The following is a 19,143-nucleotide window of genomic DNA, read 5'->3' as shown; positions in this document are numbered from 1 at the left end:
AGATTATAGCCAGAAAAAGTATGCAATCACTGCAAGGCTGATTGAGCAGAAGATATTTAGCACAATTCCCACTCTTATCATTTCTTGTTGTTTAATGTGACCTGTGCCAAAAACTATAGCATTTGGTGGGGTGGCAACAGGTAGCATAAATGCGCAAGAAGCCCCAATAGCAATGATTAAAGCAAGTCCTAAAGCAGGAACACCTAAGGTATCTGCGATAGAGATAAATAAAGGTACCAATAAAGCCGCCGAAGCAGTATTTGAAGTAAATTCAGTTAAAAATACTATAAAAAATGCTACGATCAAACCTATGATAAATAAATGTCCATTTTCAATAAATGAAATGATTGTATCAGCCATGACCTTGCTAGCACCTGAATCTCTTAAGACAACACTTAAAGTGATACCTCCACCAAAGAGCATTAAAACACCCCAGTCGGTATTTTTTTGTATATTTTTCCAATCAATCACTCTAAATGTGCAAACTAAAACAGCAGCAAGCAAGGCAATCACTGCATCTAGATTTGCGATTTTATAGCCAAAAGTACTTTGTATGATAGGACTAATATTGCCACTAAAAATCCAAGATAATGCAACCACTAAGAAGATAAGTAAAGTTATAATTCTTTCCCTTGTAAGCTCGATATGCTCAGTGTGTAGCTCGACTTGAAGATTAAATTTAGGCTTAAACATCATATATAAAATCAAGATCATTACTGGTAAAAACACTAAAACAATAGGAATACCATATTTTAGCCATTGCGCAAAGCTAATGTGTAATTGAGTAGCAACTATAGCATTTGGAGGTGTTCCTATTATAGTACCTATACCTCCTATGCTTGCACTAAAAGCTATACCTAAAAGAATAAAAACATAAGTATTTCTATCTTTTTGTGGATCAAGTGAAGCTAACATGCCTATAGCAAGCGGGAGCATCATAGCTGCGGTTGCAGTGTTACTCATCCACATAGATAAAAAAGCCGTAGTGATAAAAATATACAAGCTAGAAAGCCCTAGATGTCCTTTTGCTAGAGTGAGTATCTTATGTGCGATAAGTTTATCTAGTTTTTGATGGTGCATTGCAGCCGCTAGAGCAAAACCACCAAAAAATAAAAAGATGTTAGAATCAGCAAAACCTGTTAAGGCTTTAGAAGTGGGCATTAGCCCTAATCCTGCCGCTAGAATAGGTACTAAAATGGCTGTGATTGTAACATGTAAAGCTTCACTAAGCCATAATATAGCGATAAAAATCAACAAAGATAAGCCTTGGTTTACCTTAGTTTCACCGAAAGGGGAAAAATAAAGCAATGCGATAAATAACACTAAGTCTGCAACGACTATGAGTGATTTAACATTAGAACTCATTTACAACTCCTTAAAAATATTGTAGTTTTGTAACATATTCTAAATGAATTTTATTTTAAATGTCAATTTTTTTATCTTAAATTGTATAGAAAAATTTTTCTATGTGCAAAAATGTGAAGTTTGATTAAATTTGTATCTTTTTGGTATAATTTTTGCTAGTGTAGGTATTAAAAATGAAATTTATTAAGGAATAATAATGGTTAAAAAGATACTTGTATTTGCTCTAGCTTTGTTTTTTAGTGCATGTGCGGTTAATTCTAAAAACCAAGGGGTTGCCAAGGTTAATGAGGTTATAAAAATTCAAGCAGAGTGTTATAATCCTTCTAGTTCTAAAGCATATGAAGCAAAAATCAAAGGGCTTTTGTATATTAGCGATGTGGGTCTTAAATACTGTGCAAATAAAAGAACGATTGATAAAAGTGTTTCTTTAAAAAAAGTTTATATTCATAGAGTGTATGATTTGAATGAGAATTTAAAATATTCTTTTTCTAATGGTAAAAACTACTATATTGATGAAAATTTTAATTATTATTTTTATGTATTCTTAAAAGAAGAGTTAGAAAATAGAGGTATAGTGGTGGTAGAGGATACTCAAAATTCTCCTTATGTTTTAAGAGTTGATTTGAGTTTTAATGATTTTTACTCTCAATTTGATTCTAATTCTTTATTTTCAGTAATTGCGAGTCAATTGACGCTTAAAGATATCAACACAAATAAAACCATCAATATCAAAACAAAACAAGAGGTAAAAGGCTTTTATAAAATTAATGATTTGCCTTTTTTTACCCAACTACTTATTAAACAAGTAGCTAATAAAGCCGCAGATATTATTAGTTCTTTGTGAGATGTTTTAACTGTCATGGTTTTTCCCTTGCAAGTTTTTGTCCAGCTTGCAAGGAAGAGCTTTTAGAATATTCTTTGGGTATAAGAGAGCTTGAAGAGGGATTTAAGGTTTATTATTTTTATCAATATGAACAAATCAAGCATTTGATTTATTTTAAACATCGGTTTCAAGGTTATTTTGTCTTAAATGCTTTAGCAAGATTAAGTTTTGCTAAATTTAAAGATTTTTTTCAACCTGCATGCGAAATTAATGCTATAGCCTTAGATGATAAAACTGAAAAAAATTACTCACATACAGCAATTTTAACACGCCATTTAAAAACTCGATTTATAAAGCCTATGTATCATACTTTACAAGCTAGTTCGCAGCATAAATATAGTGGAAAAAGTTTGAAATTTCGTAAAGACAATAAAAGAACATATCAGTTATTAAAGCTTCCAAAACATCCTGTAATTTTAGTAGATGATGTAGTGACTACAGGGTTAAGTTTGTTAGAGGCAAAAAAGCTTTTGGAAAAAAATAATATTAAAGTGTTATTTGCTTTAGTTTTGGCTAATGCAAAATTTGATACAATATAAGCATTAATTTTAAGGATTTTTATGGAAAATATTTTTACTAAAGATTCAGATATTGAAAATATAGATATAGAAAGTTCTATAAAAAGTAGCTATTTAGATTATTCTATGAGTGTTATTATAGGTCGTGCATTACCTGATGCTAGAGATGGACTTAAGCCTGTTCATAGAAGAATTTTATATGCTATGAATGATTTAGGCGTTGGAAGTCGTAGCGCATACAAAAAGTCAGCGCGTATAGTAGGTGATGTAATTGGTAAATACCACCCGCATGGTGATGTGGCTGTATATGATGCTTTAGTAAGAATGGCGCAAGATTTTTCAATGCGTTATCCAAGCGTAGATGGTCAAGGAAACTTTGGTTCTATTGATGGCGATGGTGCTGCTGCGATGCGTTATACCGAAGCTAGAATGACGATTTTAGCTGAAGAGTTGCTGCGTGATATAGATAAAGATACAGTTGATTTTGTACCAAATTACGATGACTCTATGAGTGAGCCTGATGTTTTACCTGCTAGAGTGCCAAATTTATTGCTTAATGGTTCAAGCGGTATTGCAGTAGGTATGGCTACTAATATTCCTCCACATAGTTTGAATGAGCTTATTGATGGTTTGCTTTATTTGATTGATAATAAAAATGCAAGCTTGGAAGAAATAATGCAATTTATCAAAGGGCCTGATTTTCCAACCGGTGGTATTATCTTTGGTAAGAAAGGTATTATAGAAGCTTATCGCACAGGTCGTGGCAGGGTAAAAGTAAGAGCAAAAACGCATATTGAAAAAAGAGCTAATAAAGATATTATTGTAATAGATGAGCTTCCTTATCAAACTAACAAAGCAAGATTGATAGAGCAAATTGCTGAACTTGCTAAAGAAAAGCAAATTGAAGGCATTGCTGAAGTTAGAGATGAGAGTGATAGAGAAGGAATTCGCGTGGTGATTGAGCTAAAACGCGATGCCATGAGTGAGATTGTGTTAAATAATCTTTTTAAATCTACCACTATGGAAAGCACTTTTGGTGTGATTATGCTTGCTATACATAACAAGGAGCCAAAAGTTTTTTCTTTGATTGAACTTTTAAATTTATTCTTAAATCACAGAAAAACTGTAATTATTAGAAGAACGATTTATGAGTTGCAAAAAGCTAGAGCTAGAGCGCATATTTTAGAGGGTTTAAAAATAGCATTAGATAATATTGATGAAGTGATAGCATTGATTAAAAATTCCCCAGATAACCCAACGGCTAAAAATTTATTGATGGAAAAATTTGGTCTAAGTGAACTTCAATCTAATGCTATTTTAGATATGAAGTTAGGTCGTTTAACAGGACTTGAAAGAGAAAAAATTGACAATGAGCTAAGAGAATTGTTAGCAGAAATCGAAAGACTTGATCAAATTTTAAAAAGCGAAACTTTGCTTGAAAATTTAATTAAAGATGAGTTAAAAGAAATTAGAACAAAATTTGATGTACCAAGAATCACTCAAATTGAGGATGATTATGATGATATTGATATAGAAGATTTAATACCAAATGAAAATATGGTGGTTACTATCACTCATCGTGGTTATATTAAGCGTGTTCCAAGTAAGCAATATGAAAAACAAAAACGTGGCGGTAAGGGCAAAGTTGCTGTTACGACTTATGATGATGATTTTATTGAAAGCTTCTTTACGGCAAACACACATGATACTTTAATGTTTGTTACTGATCGTGGGCAACTTTATTGGCTTAAGGTTTATAGAATTCCAGAAGGAAGTAGAACCGCTAAAGGTAAAGCTGTAGTAAATCTTATAAATTTACAAGCTGATGAAAAAATCATGGCAATTATCCCGACAACTGATTTTGATGAAAGCAAATCATTGTGTTTCTTTACTAAAAATGGTATCGTGAAACGCACAAATTTAAGTGAATATCAAAATATTAGAAGTGTGGGCGTAAAAGCGATTAATCTAGATGAAAACGATGAACTTGTTACTGCAATTATCGTAGCAAGAGATGAAAACGAAGTTGTCAATGTCAATGCAGACGAAAATTTAGAAATAGATGAAAATTTAGAAAATGAAAGCAGTGAAAATAGTGAAGAATTAGAAAATATCACTAGTGGCAAAATGCTTTTTGCGGTAACTAAAAAAGGTATGTGTATCAAATTCCCTCTTGCTAAAGTTAGAGAGATTGGTCGTGTAAGTAGAGGGGTAACTGCGATTAAATTTAAAGAAAAAGATGATGAGGTTGTGGGTGCTGTTGTGATCGAAAATGATACACAAGAGATTTTAAGTGTGAGTGCTAAAGGTATAGGTAAGCGCACTAATGCAGGAGAATACAGACTTCAAAGTAGGGGTGGTAAGGGTGTAATTTGTATGAAGCTTACTGCTAAAACAAAAGATTTAATCGGTATAGTTATAGTTGATGAAAGCATGGACTTAATGGCTTTAACAAGTAGCGGCAAAATGATACGTGTGGATATGCAAAGCATTAGAAAAGCAGGTAGAAATACAAGTGGTGTAATCGTAGTAAATGTAGAAAACGATGAGGTTGTAAGCATTGCTAAGTGTCCTAAGGAAGAGGATGAGGATTTAGATGCTGAAAATAATATGGATTTAAATTTTGAATAGTAAAATTTGGAATGCTTTTTGCTATTTTAATAAAATCAAATAAATTGAAGGTGTAAAAATGAAAAAAGTTATTTTTATGTTTTGTTTGGCTTTAGGTTTTAGCGCTTGTGCGCTAGATCAAAGAGGCGTGAACCCAAATCAAGCTCAGGCTACTCAAGCAAATTCTGATGTGGTGGTTCAAAAAGTAGATAAAGATGATGTGCGTAGTATCATCAGAGAAGAAAAAATGCTTGCAAATGATACAAGCGCAGATAATGATCTAACATTTACAGCAGTGGGTGAGGGTATTGCCCCTTTGAATACTGTTTCAGTTGGTCAAGCTTTGGCTTTGGCAAAAAGAGCAGCGATTACTGATGCTTATAGACAATTAGCTAGTAAGCTATATGGTGTAAGAGTAAATGGTAAAGATACAGTAAAAGATGCAATGCTTAAAAGCTCAACGATTACGGCACAAGTAAATGGTTTGATTAAAAATGCAAGTGTGGTTGATCAAGATTTCAAAGATGGTCTTTATAGAGTAAATGTAGAACTTAAAATCGATGCTGACAAGTGGAAAGAATTGTTTGCTTATTAATCTTTATAGTATTTAACACTACTGCCCAAGATGAGTTTATATTTTGGGCAGAACTCTCTAATAGAAATTTAATCCTTTTTCATCAAAATGAAACTATTTCTATGGCTATGACTCAAAGTAAAAATAAAAACTTAGAATATGCTTGTGAATTAATTTACACTCCAAAAGATTTAAAAACTTTTTTACGTGATGATTTTGGTATGATTGATGAAGAAAGAATGACTAAATTAGACAAATTTAATTTTTTAAATACACATAAAAATGAATTAATTGATTGTTTTTTTAACTCAAAAATAGATGTAAAAGATTTTGTTAAAAGTGAGCAAGCAAGCGCTCAAAGTGAAACATATGTGAGAATTTTACCTTTAAGATTTACAGTTGAATTTCATGACAACAGCGCCTTTATATATTATCTTAAATAAATGCAAAGCTTGTTTTTATTAAAATACTTAAAAAAATATTAAGAGTTTGAAATGCAAAAAAGTATCCCGCGATATTTGTTGTTTAAATATCTTCGTTTTGACAAAGATCAACCCTTTATTATGCTTTCAAAGATTTTAGCTTTTTTGGGTGTGAGCATAGGATTATGTGTACTCTTGGTTGCAATGGCTATTATGAATGGTTTTGATAAGGAATTTGAAAGAAAACTTTTTACGATGAATTACCCCATTACGATATTACCACGTTTTGGGGCTAGTGTAGATGAAAAATTACTGCAAGAACTAAGAGCTCAGTTTCCAAATTTATTATTTAGTCCTTATATTAGTACTCAAGTTATAGCAAGAAATGATGTAAGGTTAGAAGGTGGAATGTTATTTGGCGTAAACTTCGAAGATGAAAAAAAAATCAATGAAGTAGTAGCACATGCTTTAGATGGGAAAAATTTGCAAAATTTTGACATTTTGATAGGCAAGGGATTAAAAAGCGAATTTGGACTAGATTATGATGATAAGATCGCATTGATTTTTTCTAATCTTAGTGCAAGTGGTCTTTCGCTTATCCCTAAGGTAAAGCGTTTTGATGTTAAAGCTGAATTTTCTTCTGGTTTATTGGCTTATGATAAAGCATATATGTATGTAGACGCAAAAGCTTTGGCGAAGATTTTATCTTATCCTCAAGGGATTTATGATGGAGTTCATGTGTATTCGTTAAAGCCTTTTGATGATATAAAACACATTGAAACTTTTTTAGGTGCAAAATATGCCAGTATAGGTTGGTGGGAGCAAAATGGAAATTTCTTTGCAGCGCTTGCTTTGGAAAAAAAGGCGTTGTTTATTGTGTTGATGTTGATTATTTTAGTCGCTAGTTTAAATATCGTAAGCTCTTTATTGATGATCGTGATGAATAGACGCAGTGAGATAGCTTTATTGCTTTCTTTGGGAGCTAGTAAATTAGAGATTAAAAAAACCTTTTTTTCTTTGGGTTTTTTTATAGGTGGAAGTGGAATTATAGCAGGTGTAATACTTGCAGCTATAGCCTTATGGGTGCTTGGTAACTTTGATATCATTTCTTTGCCTACTGATGTTTATGGTATGAGCAAATTACCTTTAGAACTTTCTTTTATGGATTTTTGTGCTACGCTTTTGGGTGCAATTGTGATTGTGAGTTTGTCTTCTTATTATCCTGCAAAAAAAGCAACCCAAGTAGATATTTTAGATACTTTAAGAAACGAATAAATTTAATATTTATTCGTTTAGAAATTTTTTGATTTCATTGAAGAAATTTTCATAGCTAACATCTTTGATCGTTTTTACAAGCTTACCATTTTCATTAATCAAATAAAACTCCCCACTATGAGCTATAGAATACCCCATGGCAGAATCTTTAAGATCGATTTTTTCATAAACTACACCATAGTTTTTGGTTATTTTTTCTAATTCTTTTTCATTCTTTGCTACTAGCGCAGTAGAATTAGGATAGAAGTATTTTACCCATTGGCTAGTTTGAGTTAAGTTACTATCTCTTGCTGGATCTAGTGAGATAAATATCACATGAGCTTTTTCTTTGTTTGGTATTTGGTTTAAAACACTTGCAATTAGTGCAAGTTCGCTAGGACAGACATCAGGGCAATAGGTGTATCCAAAATACACAATCAATTTTTTTCCGGCAAAATCTTTTAGGCTAAGCATGCCTTTTTCAGAATTTAAGTGAAAATTGTATTTATTGTTTTCAAAATATTGTATTGAAAGAAAGAAAACACCAAAAATCACTATAATAAGCAAAAGAATATTGATTTTTTTCATAAATTACCTTTTTACATCAAAATCAAAATAAAAATCTAGTGGATCTTCATTGTCAAAAAGTTCTATTCTAAAACGCATCACATCAAGCATGCAAGAGCTTAAAACTAATTTGGCGTGATAGGTATTGTTGATTTTTTTAAACTGTGGAACGATATCTCCCATATACATATTTAGCCCATAAACTCTAGCATTAAGTTGAGGGTAATTGCCTAAATTAGTGATATTTAAATCAAGCTCGTTTAACGCCATAATAGGTTTTGGGGTTAGACTGATTAAAACTTTTTGGTTTTTAAAATTATACTCACAGCTTTGTTGATTTAAATCACAATCTAAAGGAGTTAAAGTGGTGATTAATTCTCTTTTTTTACCTGTGCTTGGCATATGGGTATAAAAATAAGCTCCGCTTATAGCAAAAGCTATAGCTAGAGCAAAAATGAGTAAATTTTTCATTATTTTTGAATGCTTCGTGATTGAATATTTTTAAGTTCAATAGTACTATTATCATCAAAATAAAGTGTTAGATTAGCTTTGGTTTGTGGAGTGATATTTTCTTTAAGGTTTAATACCATGATGTGCATACCACCTGGTTTGAGCTCAGCACTTGATTTAGCTTTAATGGTGATTTGTGGAATTTGCACCATCATTTTTTTACCATTCTCCATGATATGATTGTGAATTTCTGTGGTATCACTTAAAGAACTTTGAGCTTTTATTAGTTTAATATCTTTATCAGAGTTATTTTTAAGCTCTAAGAAAAATGCTGTAGTTTTAGAGTGAGGTGGAGTTTGTCTTACATAAGGATCATTTACAGTAATTTCATTTGCAAAAACAAAAGTGCTTAAAATAGCCAAACCTAGTAATTTTTTCATTGTATTTCCTTTTTTGGTGTTTTGATAAAATATAAAACATTATACACGGAAAAAATTAAAAATATATTTATTGTAAAAATAATATAATTAGCACCTTGTTGTTTTAAATTTTACAAAGAAAGGTTGAAATTGTTTAAAGTTGCATCTATAATATTTAGCATGGTTGTATTTGCAAATGCAAATAATCTTGTAAAGATTTATTTAAATGAAGGTATTAAAGCAGTTGAACAGGTGCTAGAGCAAGAATTAAGCAAAAAGGATTTTTGGCTTGATGAAATCAAAGACAAAAATGTTACTCTTGGGTATTATGATGAAGATGTAGCGATAGTTTTAACTAATAAAAATGATAAAATTATTCGTGTTTATCACTATGATGATGGTAAAGTTGAGAAGAAATTTATCCAAAAAGATGTTTTAACCGGTTTAGCGGGAGATAAAGAAATCGAGGGGGATCTAAAAACTCCTATAGGTTTTTATGAACTAGGTAAGAAATTTTATCCCGGTGATCCTTATTATGGTCCATTTGCTTTTGCTACAACTTATCCAAATGTACTTGATAAAACTTTAGGTAAAACAGGTGGGGGAATTTGGATTCATGGGTATCCACTAGATGGAACACGCTTGGATACTTATAAAACTAGAGGCTGTATTGCTGTGCAAAATGACTTGTTAGAAGATTTTAACAAACTTGTTGCTGATAGAAAATCTTATGCCATGACAGAAGAAAAAGCCAAGGTAAGAACTAACTATGATGAAATAGCTATTTTGTTGGCAAATTTATTTGCTTGGAAGGATAGCTGGCAAAAAAGTGATATTAAAAAATACTTGTCTTTTTATGATCAAAAAATCTTTAAACATAAAAATAAATTCAACTATGAACAATTTGCAAGAAATAAAGAAAGAATTTTTGCTAAAAACGAAGAAAAAAGCATTAAATTTTCAGATCTTAGTATCAGTCCTTACCCAAATGATAGAAATGAAAAAATTTTCAGAATAGGTTTTTATGAGGACTATCGTAGTACAAATTTTAAATTTAAAGGAGAAAAAGTCCTTTATGTGAAGCTTGTAGGCGATAAAATGCAAATTTTAGCTGAGCAATAATGGCTTATATAAAAATCAACCGTGCAGCTTATGAGCACAATCTTGACTTAATAGCTTCTAAGGCAGGAGGCTATGAAAAAGTTATATGTGTCTTTAAAGACAATGCTTATGGACATGGAGCTAAGATTTTGGCTCCTATTGCCAAGGCAAAGGGTATTAATTTTATTGCAGTAAAAAATGAAACTGAAGCAAAAGAGCTTCAGGGTATTTTTGAACATATTTTGATTTTATCCCACCATCCACATGCAAATGAAAATGAAAATTTTATTTATGCTTTAAATGATAGAAATGATATTAAGAAATTAAAAAAAAATACAAAAATTCATTTAGTTATAGATACAAATATGCATAGAAATGGAATTGCGCCTAAAGAGCTCGAGGAAGTTTTATGTGAACTTAAAAGTCATGGTTTGCAGCTTCATGGCGTGATGATGCATTTTGCAGGAAGCGATGAGATGGATGCAAGCTATTTCGTGCAAAAACAAAAATTTAAAGAAGTCAAAAAAAATATCCAAACCTTGTTACAAGATGAGGCTGAAAAATTAATATTTCATTCGCACAACTCAGAAGCTTTGTTTAGAACAAGCACTTTGGAGCCAAAAGAGTATTGTAGAGTAGGGCTTGTGCAGTTTGGGTATGCTTATTTTAGCGATGAATTGCATAAAGTATTGAGTTTGTGGGCTGAAAAAATCAGCCAAAGAACGCTTAAAAAAGGACAGACGGTAGGTTATGGTGGTGTATTTTGTGCAAAAGAAAATTTAGAGATCGCAACTTATGATTTAGGTTATGCAGATGGACTTTTACGCTATGATGGTAAAAAAGAGTTGGTTTTGCCAAATGGTAAAAAAATGCTAGGAAAAATGTCAATGGATAGCTTTTCATGCGAAGGCGATGATGATGTAATTTGTGTGATTGATGATGCAAATGCAATGGCGAGTTTTTTTAATACAATCAACTACGAGATTTTAGTAAAGCTTTCTCCAAATTTAAAAAGAATTGTAATTTAAGATAAAATATATTAATATAATGCTTTCGAAAGGATAAAAATGGCATTTTTAAATTGGGCTATTTTGATTTTATTTTTGTTTATTGTATTTTTGCTCATTAATCGTTATGAAAGAAAAATGAAAATCCTATATAAAAATATAGAGATTTTAAAAAATGAGTGCAAGAAAAACAATGAAAACATCGAAAAAAATAGAATTTTAATAGAAAAAAATAGATCAAATATCGAAAATATAAAAAATCAAGATTAGTATTAATCTTGAAGTATTTTAGCTATAAGTTCTAATGGGTGTGAAAATTTAGTAGAAACTTTTTCATGTTCTAAAGCATTTGAAATTTGCATTCTACAAGCTGAACATTCTGCGCTGATGATTTGCACATCTGTTTTTTGAATATTATGTGCTTTTTTCATACCAACTTTTAAGACTTTTTCATAGTGATCAGTCTGCATGCTTACCCCACCAAAACCACAGCATTCATTTGAAGCAATAAGCTCTTTAAAATGATAGTTTTGTTTTAATAGATTTCTTGGTTCTTTGTAAATTCCTTGCATTTTTTTTGCATGACAAGGATCATGATAGCTGATACTGATATTGGCTTTGTTTTTAGTTTTTAAAAGTTGTTCTAAATTCGTATGCTCGTATAAATACTTAGTCGTAAGAAGTATTTTATGGGAGATGTTTTTTGCTCTTATTGTCCATTCTTGATCACCTTGCATATGAAAAAAATGTTCATAGTCTATATTGATCATTGCAGAGCAGGTTGCTTCAGGGATGATGATATAATCAAGTGTTTTGAGTTTTTCTTCAAAATATACAATATTTTTTTTAGCTAGATGTTCTACGCTTTTAAAATCTCCTGTAAAGTAGTGAGGAGCTCCACAACATGATTGTTCTTTTAATAAATCTACATTGATCTTAAGATGCTTGCAAATTTCAAGCAAAGCAAATCCAGTACTTGTATAAGAATAATTAGACAAGCACCCTATAAAAATCCCTATAGATTTTTCCCCTTGATTATTAATAAAATCAGGGTTAGAGCTTAAAAAACTTTTTTTACTCAAAGATGGAAGCAAGCGTCCTTTTTTGATTAAAGGTAAGTTTAATTTTGCTTTCATACCTTGGTTGTTATTTTTAGTGCTAAATGCGCAACTTTGAAAAACATAGCCCAATCTTGCTAAAATATTTAACACTTGTCTATATCTTAAAAAGAAAAAGGCAAGTTTTTTATACCATGCAATGCCAAATTTTTGTGCTATATCATAGCGAGTTTTTTCAATAGCGCTATCAACTCTTAAGTGGCTTGGGCAAGCTTCAACGCAATTGGTGCATAAAAAACATGATTCAAAAATTGTTTTAAGATCACGATCAAGTTCTAATTCTTGGTTTTTATAAGCACTTATGAGATCTAAAAAGCCACGAGGAGAAGTACTCTCATCGCGATTTATCTCATGTATGGTACATGTTGGTATGCATTTGCCACATTTTACACATGCGTTTGTGATTTCATCAACGTTTAACATATTAAACCGTCTTGGAAAATACTTTTTTATCTTCACTAATGCGTTTGAGATATTTATCAAAACACATTGCAATATTACGGATCAAAAGTACTCCTGTTTCATTGACTTTGATATGGTTTTTATCAATAGTCATAAATTCATTTAATTTGCTTAATTCTTCTAGATCTTGTTGAAAGTATTCAAAAAAGTCAATCTTAAATCTTTGCTCTATTTTTTCAATGTTAAGCGAGAAATTACTCATAAGTTCCATAATCACGGCTTTTCTTAGTTCATCATCATCATCTAGCATAATGCCTTTTTCACAAGGCAATTTGCCCTCATCAATGGCCTTTTCATAGCTTGGCATATCTTTGAAATTTTGCATATAGTGTCTTTTTCCCTCACCAATACTTGTCAAACCAATGCCAATTAAATCTGTTCCACCTTTAGTAGTATAGCCTTGAAAATTTCTATGTAGACTGCCATTTTCTAACGCTTTAAAAAGTTCATCTTCTGGTTTTGCAAAATGATCCATTCCTATCATTTTGTAACCGTTGTGGGTTAAAAAATTTTCACAGTATTCTAAAATTTGAAGTTTTATGTCAGGACTAGGTAGGGTGTTTTCATCAAATTTTCTCATATTTTTTTTAAGCCATGGTACATGTGCATAGTTAAAAATAGCAAAGCGATCAGGATTGATTAGCAATGCTTTTTCCAAAGTTTGTTTAAAGCTTTCTAAGCTTTGATATGGCAAACCATAGATCAAATCCATATTTACCGAGCTAATGCCTTTTTTTCTAACCATATCTACTGCGTTTTTGGTAAGCTCAAAAGGCTGAATTCTATGAATTTCTTTTTGTACTTTTTCATCGAAATCTTGTACGCCAAAGCTAATGCGATTAAATCCATTTTGGATTAAAACATCGGCTTGTTCTTCATTTAAAAACCTTGGATCAATTTCACAGCTTATTTCGCTATCTTGAGTAAAATTTGGAAAAATACTTTTGATTTTTAAAATCAAACTTTCAAGTTGCTTAGCAGAAAAAAATGTAGGGGTGCCACCACCAAAATGCATTTGTGTGACTTCTCTTTGAGTGTTGATGATGTTAGCTAAGAGTTCGAGTTCTTTAAAAAGATAACCTAAATATCTTTCTTTGCTTTCTTCTTTAGCGGTATAGATTACATTACAACCACAAAAATAACATGCACTTCTGCAAAAAGGCAAATGAAAATATAAAGATAATTGTGCTTTTTGTTGTTTGAAAATTTCAATATAATCTTCATATTTAAACTGAGTGTTAAATTCTACCGCAGTAGGATAAGAAGTATATCTTGGTCCTGCTTTGGAGTATTTGACAAAGCTTTTATAATCTTTCATTGGGTTTTACCTTTTCTATCATTTTTTTCATGTCAATAAATAAATTTGGATGTTGAATGTGAATGTTACTAACAAGCTGATCTAAGTCAATATTTACTTCTTTTATGCCCTTAGCGACTTGATGCTTTATTTCATCCATTGCAACTGTCCATACATCATTAAAATCAATTGGAATTTGTTGATAAATGGCTTTCTCTAATTTCAGTTCAAAGTTATTTTTTTGTATTTCTTTTGCATTTTGCAAAAATTCGATTAAAGTTTTTACAGAAAACATCGTTTTTACTTCGTCGTTTTTATCTACAATAAACCATGGTTCATGTGCTAGTTCATGACCGTTTTTTAAACTGAGTTTTTTTTCTTTTTCATTAATATGGGTGAGATGAAATATAGTTTGATTATGTTTTTCTATACCTAAGTAATTAGAAAGCTCATTGATGATATCTTCGGAGCTTTTTTTATCTAGACTATTCAATCTTACTCCTTGTGATTTAATAATTGCGCGATCTCTTTTGCATGGTAAGTTATGATAAGTTTGGCTCCAGCTCTTTTAAAAGCAAGCATGGTTTCAAGGACTATTTTTTCATAATCAATCACACCAGCTTTTTGACCTGCTTTTAATAAGGCATATTCACCGCTTACATTATATACGCAAAGTGGAAGTTTAGAGTGATTTACAATGTCTTTAATCACATCTAAATAAGCCAGTGCAGGTTTTACCATCAAAATATCAGCACCTTGTTTTTCATCTTCTAAGCTTTCGCACAAAGCTTCTTTGCCATTAGCAAAATCCATTTGATAAGTTTTTCTATCTCCATAACTTGGAGCAGAATCTGCTACATCTCTAAAAGGACCATAGTAAGCTGAAGCAAATTTGGTTGAATAAGCCATGATAGGAAGATTTTCAAAACTATTTTCATCTAGAGTTTTTCTTAAGGTTTGAATAATCCCATCCATCATGCCACTTGGTGCTATCATATCTGTTCCGTTTTTTGCATGAATTAGAGCTTGTTTAGCTGAAATTTCTAAAGTTAAATCATTATCTACGCTTTTGCTTTTTGGATCTATGATACCACAATGACCATGATCGGTATATTCACAAAAACAAAGATCAGTAATTACCACTAAATTAGGAAATTTTGTCTTAATAGCTCTTAAACTTGTAGCAATCAAACCATCATTGCTTAATGCATCACTACCACAACTATCTTTTTTAGAACTTTCTAACACGCCAAATAAAATAATCGCTTTAATACCAAGATTAATCAGCTCTTCACATTCTTTTAAAATTTCATCCAAGCTCATTTGAAATACGCCCGGCATAGATGCAATTTCATTTTTAATATTGGTACCATTTACAACAAAAAGAGGGTAGATTAAATCATCTAAATTTAAAGTATTTTCTTTTATTAAACTTCTTATATTCTCATTTAGCCTTAATCTTCTAAAGCGTTTAAACATAAATTTCCTTTTTGTTTGTTAAAATTCCATAAATTCTAGCATATTTTTTATAAAAAAGGTAAAGTAAAATAATGACGATTCAAATTTCTGAAATAGCAAAACTTCCTACGCGTTTTGGGGAGTTTTATATACAAAGTTTTAAAGAAGAAGATAAAGAGCATTTATGTATTTTTAAAGGAGAATTTCAAAAGGAAGTAAATGTTAGAATTCACTCAGAGTGTCTTACGGGAGATGTTTTAAGTAGTTTAAAATGTGATTGTGGGGAGCAACTTGAATTCTCGTTAAATTATATCCAAGAACACGGTGGAATGGTGATATATCTAAGACAAGAAGGAAGAGGCATAGGTCTTTTTAATAAAATCAATGCTTATGCTTTGCAAGATAAAGGTTTTAATACTATAGAAGCAAATCATCAGTTGGGTTTTAAGGCAGATGAGCGTAGTTATGAGATAGTAGAATTTATTTTAAAGTATTACGGTATTAGTAAAATTAATCTTTTAACAAATAACCCCCAAAAACTTGAATCATTAAAAGATAAGATACATTTAAGAGTGCCTATTTTAATAGAGGCAAATCGCTTTAATAAAGATTATTTAGAAATCAAACATACACAAATGGGGCATTTAAATTGAAGCAATATGAAGAACAATTAAATTTTTTACAAAATTTTTCTCATAAAGATGATTTTTTTCAAAAAATCACACTATATAAAGAATTATTAGAAAAATTTAATGCTGTACATAATTTGATGCATTTTAAAAATATTGATGAAAATATCATTGATAGTGTGAAAATTTTAGATTTTCACGATTTGAATAATAGAAAAAAAATCATTGATGTGGGAAGTGGGGCTGGGTTTCCTGCTATTTTTTTAGCTTGTATATTTTTAGAGAGTGAATTTTTTCTTTTTGAGCCTAATCCTAAAAAAGCATCGTTTTTAAGGGTAGTGAAAACAGAACTAGGTTTAAATCATGTGAATATTATCAAAGATAAATTACAAAATCATTCTTCTTTTAGAGTGGATTTGATCACATCAAGAGCCTTGATGGATGTGAAACCTTTGATCAATATCGCAAGTGGTTTTTATGATGATAAAACATTGTTTTTGCTTTATAAAGGTAGTGAAATTTATGATGAATTGCAAGGTTTAAAAACGTATCAGATTTTTAATCAAGGTTTTAGAAACTATTGTCTTTTGAAGAATACTTAAAGGAAAAAAATGTTAATTTTTGGCCACCCATTAATTAGTATGGAAAAAATGAAACGCTTTAAAGGTGAGATAAATCAAACGGTTGTGAATTGCTTTGATTATGATGAAAAAATAATCCAATTGGCGCAAGAAAAAAAATGCGATTTTGCTGTTTTTGTAAAAAATGAAGAAGAAGTTTTGCTTTCTAATGCTTTGGGCGCTAAATATATTTTAATCAATGATCAAGCACTTGCAAAAATAGCTTCAAAAATGGCTGAGTTTTATATGTTTGATTCTAAAATTTTATTAATATTGGATAAATTAGAAAACAACCTTAAAAATGCTTATGACTTAAGTGTAGATGGGGTTTGTTTAAGTACTTATATAAAATAAAAGCCAAACCCTTAAAGGGTTGGCTTGCTAACAATCAATTAAAATTTTTTCTTCCTAGCATCTTCTAAAATATCATTAGCTATCTTATTAACATTATCAGAAATTACTGCACTATCTTTAGCTATTTTAAGATTTTCTTGAGTTACATGATCAATTTGAGCTACTGCATCATTAATTTGAGTAATACCTGTAGTTTGTTCTTTAATACTTTCACCCATTTCATTGATAGATTGAACTAAGATATTAGTATTAGCTTCAATCTCACCCAAAGACTTTTGAGTTCTTTCAGCTAGATTTCTAACTTCATCTGCAACAACAGCAAATCCTCTACCATGCTCACCAGCTCTTGCAGCTTCAATAGCAGCATTTAATGCAAGTAGGTTAATTTGATCTGCAATATCTCCAATAATAGAAGTAACATTTTTAATCTCTTCACTTTGAGCAATTACTTCACTAGTTTTATGCGAAACATTTTGCATGGAAGAAGTAATCTCTTCTAGCGCTGCTGCTGTTTCTTCTAAAGAAGAAGCTTGAGAGGATGAAGAATCAGTTAAGTCTTTAACTGCACTTTGTAATTTACCACTTTCATCTGCTAATAAAGAAGCAAATTCAGAGGATTGTCTTAACATAGCTACAATTTCTTGACCTAATACATTTGTAGTTACTTCAACCCCGCCTTTAGCATTTTTAACTTCAGTGGTAAAGTCTAATGCTTTATAGCTATCAAACACTCTATTAATTTCATTCATATTAGAACCTACTTTTTGTTCTAATACGCTTAGCATATCATTTAAAACATTTTTTAATTCTATAAGTTGAGGATTAGCAGGATTTGCAGTAATTCTCACCATTAAATTGCCACTTTCTATTTCTTTAGCTGTATCTACTGATTGTTCTACAGCTTTAGCATCTTGTTCTAATGCATTTTTAGTCTTAGTGATGTTTTCATTAATGGCTTTAGCCATAGCACCAAGTTCATCATTACTTTTTACATCAATCATAGCTGAATCTTTGGTTTTATGATTGATAAAATCAAATAAGGAGTTGATGCCTTTTTGGATTGCTTGTAAAGGTGATAGATAATAAGAGATGATGAAATAAAGTAAAATGATACTAGCTATGCTTGTAAAAATAACAATGGTAGTTTGAATATAAGCTATTTTTAAAGCTGGGGTTTCAATAACCTCTATATTTTCACCCGCACAAGTTGTATAACCATCAACATTAACACAAATACCAAACCTACTATTACCATTTTTTGTAGTGTAGTTAAAAATATTATAATTACCAACTTTTTCATAGGCCTTTGCAACTGTAATAATATCCGGATTTTGTTTATCGCTAATTAAAGATTTATCAGTTGATGCAAATACGGTATAAGCTTTGTCAAATACAAAAGTTCTTCCTGGCAATTCGTTAAATTTGTTTTGCAAATCTTTTACTAAAACATCAATAGCCAAAATACCTATGAATTTACCATCTTTGACTAATGGCATAGAGTAGGTAAAACATGGTAATCCTGTTGTTACATCGATATAGGACGCAGTGATATATAATCCATTTTTCTTTCTAGATTCTATGTAAAATTCTCTTGTAGTAGCATCGTAATTATCTGCTTTTCCATAAATCCCATAATCTAAACCCTTGCTATCAGTATCTGGATCGCTTACTATCAATTCGCCGTTTGGTTGAGCTATATAAACAGCTAAATAATTATTCATATCTCTAATCGTTTTTAGTAAATTACCTGTATTATCCATAAGTTTTTCTTGAGTATTAAGCTCGCTATATGGAAATTTCAAGATAGCTTGAGAAAGTTTTTCCAAAGAATGTATATTTGAATTTTTAAAATCTCTCATTGATTTTTCTGCAGTTTTTACATAATTAGTTTCAGCTTTTACTACTTCATGGTTCAAGGCCTTCTTTGTAAAAATAAAACTAATAACACCAAGTATTATTAGACACACTATGGCAATAATGTTTGCAATTAGTGAAATTTTAATTTTAATACTTTTCATTAAAATAAACTCCTTTT

General features: G+C 30.8%; 20 protein-coding genes and 2 pseudogenes. 12 read left to right on the top strand and 10 right to left on the bottom strand.

The features are described from left to right. Nucleotides 1-3: 3 nt before the first annotated feature. A complete protein-coding gene (locus tag CSUB8523_RS07105) occupies nt 4-1,365 on the bottom strand; it encodes a DASS family sodium-coupled anion symporter (RefSeq protein ID WP_043020040.1) in 1,362 nt (453 codons plus the stop codon). Between the two features lie 196 nt (nt 1,366-1,561). Here CSUB8523_RS07105 and mapA point away from each other — a divergent pair, with 196 nt between their 5' ends. From mapA to CSUB8523_RS07075, 6 genes are read left to right on the top strand one after another with little or no spacing between them, the layout of a single operon-like run. After that, a complete protein-coding gene (gene mapA, locus CSUB8523_RS07100; RefSeq protein ID WP_039664328.1) occupies nt 1,562-2,209 on the top strand; it encodes an outer membrane lipoprotein MapA in 648 nt (215 codons plus the stop codon). Next, nucleotides 2,206-2,787 (top strand): ComF family protein, encoded by a 582-nt coding sequence (locus CSUB8523_RS07095; protein ID WP_039664327.1) that lies wholly within the window; start codon nt 2,206-2,208, stop codon nt 2,785-2,787. The genes mapA and CSUB8523_RS07095 overlap by 4 nt, the downstream gene beginning before the upstream one ends. A 21-nt stretch (nt 2,788-2,808) precedes the next feature. Next, nucleotides 2,809-5,397, top strand: a complete 2,589-nt coding sequence (gyrA, locus tag CSUB8523_RS07090) for a DNA gyrase subunit A (protein WP_043020039.1) — start codon at nt 2,809-2,811, stop codon at nt 5,395-5,397. A 58-nt stretch (nt 5,398-5,455) separates the two neighbouring features. Further along, a complete protein-coding gene (locus tag CSUB8523_RS07085; RefSeq protein WP_039664325.1) occupies nt 5,456-5,971 on the top strand; it encodes an LPP20 family lipoprotein in 516 nt (171 codons plus the stop codon). Then, entirely contained in the window at nt 5,947-6,393 is a 447-nt protein-coding gene (locus CSUB8523_RS07080; RefSeq protein ID WP_039664324.1) for a hypothetical protein, read from the top strand. Before CSUB8523_RS07085 ends, CSUB8523_RS07080 begins: the two co-directional genes overlap by 25 nt. Nucleotides 6,394-6,444: 51 nt before the next feature. Next, nucleotides 6,445-7,647 carry an ABC transporter permease gene (locus CSUB8523_RS07075; protein ID WP_043020038.1) on the top strand — a complete coding sequence of 401 codons (1,203 nt, stop codon included), beginning with the start codon at nt 6,445-6,447 and terminating at the stop codon, nt 7,645-7,647. A gap of 9 nt (nt 7,648-7,656) precedes the next feature. On the opposite strand, the gene CSUB8523_RS07070 is transcribed toward CSUB8523_RS07075, so the two are convergent. Genes CSUB8523_RS07070 through CSUB8523_RS07060 form a run of 3 tightly spaced genes read right to left on the bottom strand, consistent with a single transcriptional unit; the run spans nt 7,657 to nt 9,083 of the window. After that, a complete protein-coding gene (locus CSUB8523_RS07070) occupies nt 7,657-8,214 on the bottom strand; it encodes a cytochrome oxidase biogenesis protein, Sco1/SenC/PrrC family (RefSeq protein WP_039664322.1) in 558 nt (185 codons plus the stop codon). 3 nt (nt 8,215-8,217) lie between these two features. Then, the gene (locus CSUB8523_RS07065; protein WP_039664321.1) at nt 8,218-8,664 is read right to left on the bottom strand and encodes a hypothetical protein; all 447 of its coding nucleotides are present in this window, start codon (nt 8,662-8,664) and stop codon (nt 8,218-8,220) included. After that, a complete protein-coding gene (locus CSUB8523_RS07060; RefSeq protein ID WP_039664320.1) occupies nt 8,664-9,083 on the bottom strand; it encodes a copper chaperone PCu(A)C in 420 nt (139 codons plus the stop codon). The genes CSUB8523_RS07065 and CSUB8523_RS07060 overlap by 1 nt, the downstream gene beginning before the upstream one ends. Nucleotides 9,084-9,212: 129 nt before the next feature. Between CSUB8523_RS07060 and CSUB8523_RS07055 the strand changes: the two genes are divergently transcribed. Genes CSUB8523_RS07055 through CSUB8523_RS07045 form a run of 3 tightly spaced genes read left to right on the top strand, consistent with a single transcriptional unit; the run spans nt 9,213 to nt 11,440 of the window. After that, nucleotides 9,213-10,184, top strand: a complete 972-nt coding sequence (locus CSUB8523_RS07055; RefSeq protein ID WP_148308431.1) for a L,D-transpeptidase family protein — start codon at nt 9,213-9,215, stop codon at nt 10,182-10,184. Next, nucleotides 10,184-11,191, top strand: a complete 1,008-nt coding sequence (locus CSUB8523_RS07050; protein WP_039664318.1) for an alanine racemase — start codon at nt 10,184-10,186, stop codon at nt 11,189-11,191. The genes CSUB8523_RS07055 and CSUB8523_RS07050 overlap by 1 nt, the downstream gene beginning before the upstream one ends. A 39-nt stretch (nt 11,192-11,230) precedes the next feature. Further along, nucleotides 11,231-11,440 carry a hypothetical protein gene (locus CSUB8523_RS07045; RefSeq protein ID WP_039664317.1) on the top strand — a complete coding sequence of 70 codons (210 nt, stop codon included), beginning with the start codon at nt 11,231-11,233 and terminating at the stop codon, nt 11,438-11,440. Between the two features lie 2 nt (nt 11,441-11,442). On the opposite strand, the gene CSUB8523_RS07040 is transcribed toward CSUB8523_RS07045, so the two are convergent. Genes CSUB8523_RS07040 through hemB form a run of 4 tightly spaced genes read right to left on the bottom strand, consistent with a single transcriptional unit; the run spans nt 11,443 to nt 15,526 of the window. After that, nucleotides 11,443-12,711: an anaerobic glycerol-3-phosphate dehydrogenase gene (locus CSUB8523_RS07040; protein WP_043020036.1), complete on the bottom strand. Its 1,269-nt coding sequence runs from the start codon at nt 12,709-12,711 to the stop codon at nt 11,443-11,445. Nucleotide 12,712: 1 nt separating this feature from the next. Continuing rightward, nucleotides 12,713-14,068, bottom strand: a complete 1,356-nt coding sequence (gene hemN, locus CSUB8523_RS07035; protein WP_039664315.1) for an oxygen-independent coproporphyrinogen III oxidase — start codon at nt 14,066-14,068, stop codon at nt 12,713-12,715. Further along, nucleotides 14,055-14,540, bottom strand: coding sequence for a DUF2603 domain-containing protein (locus CSUB8523_RS07030; protein WP_052243001.1), 486 nt, complete (start codon nt 14,538-14,540; stop codon nt 14,055-14,057). Before CSUB8523_RS07030 ends, hemN begins: the two co-directional genes overlap by 14 nt. A 2-nt stretch (nt 14,541-14,542) precedes the next feature. After that, the gene (hemB, locus tag CSUB8523_RS07025) at nt 14,543-15,526 is read right to left on the bottom strand and encodes a porphobilinogen synthase (protein ID WP_043020035.1); all 984 of its coding nucleotides are present in this window, start codon (nt 15,524-15,526) and stop codon (nt 14,543-14,545) included. A 71-nt stretch (nt 15,527-15,597) separates the two neighbouring features. Between hemB and ribA the strand changes: the two genes are divergently transcribed. The 3 genes from ribA to CSUB8523_RS07010 are packed head-to-tail and all read left to right on the top strand — an operon-like array spanning nt 15,598 to nt 17,108. Next, nucleotides 15,598-16,158 carry a GTP cyclohydrolase II gene (ribA, locus tag CSUB8523_RS07020; protein WP_039664312.1) on the top strand — a complete coding sequence of 187 codons (561 nt, stop codon included), beginning with the start codon at nt 15,598-15,600 and terminating at the stop codon, nt 16,156-16,158. After that, on the top strand, nt 16,155-16,736 hold the full coding sequence (gene rsmG / locus CSUB8523_RS07015) for a 16S rRNA (guanine(527)-N(7))-methyltransferase RsmG (RefSeq protein WP_039664311.1): 582 nt from the start codon (nt 16,155-16,157) through the stop codon (nt 16,734-16,736). Before ribA ends, rsmG begins: the two co-directional genes overlap by 4 nt. Before the next feature lie 9 nt (nt 16,737-16,745). Next, complete coding sequence (locus CSUB8523_RS07010) at nt 16,746-17,108, top strand: hypothetical protein (protein ID WP_043020034.1); 363 nt, start codon at nt 16,746-16,748, stop codon at nt 17,106-17,108. A gap of 38 nt (nt 17,109-17,146) precedes the next feature. Here CSUB8523_RS07010 and CSUB8523_RS10700 read toward each other — a convergent pair. Together CSUB8523_RS10700 and CSUB8523_RS10695 are read right to left on the bottom strand one after the other, a co-directional pair. Next, nucleotides 17,147-17,539 (bottom strand): annotated as a pseudogene (locus CSUB8523_RS10700) (methyl-accepting chemotaxis protein); the annotation flags it as partial. Nucleotides 17,540-18,439: 900 nt separating this feature from the next. Next, nucleotides 18,440-18,967 (bottom strand): annotated as a pseudogene (locus CSUB8523_RS10695) (PDC sensor domain-containing protein); the annotation flags it as partial. Between the last annotated feature and the right edge of the window lie 176 nt (nt 18,968-19,143).

This window comes from Campylobacter subantarcticus LMG 24377 (genome assembly GCF_000816305.1).
In the GTDB taxonomy this organism is placed as follows: domain Bacteria; phylum Campylobacterota; class Campylobacteria; order Campylobacterales; family Campylobacteraceae; genus Campylobacter_D; species Campylobacter_D subantarcticus.
The sequence above is the reverse complement of the archived record's forward strand: the minus strand, read 5'-3'. Positions and strand labels throughout refer to the sequence as shown.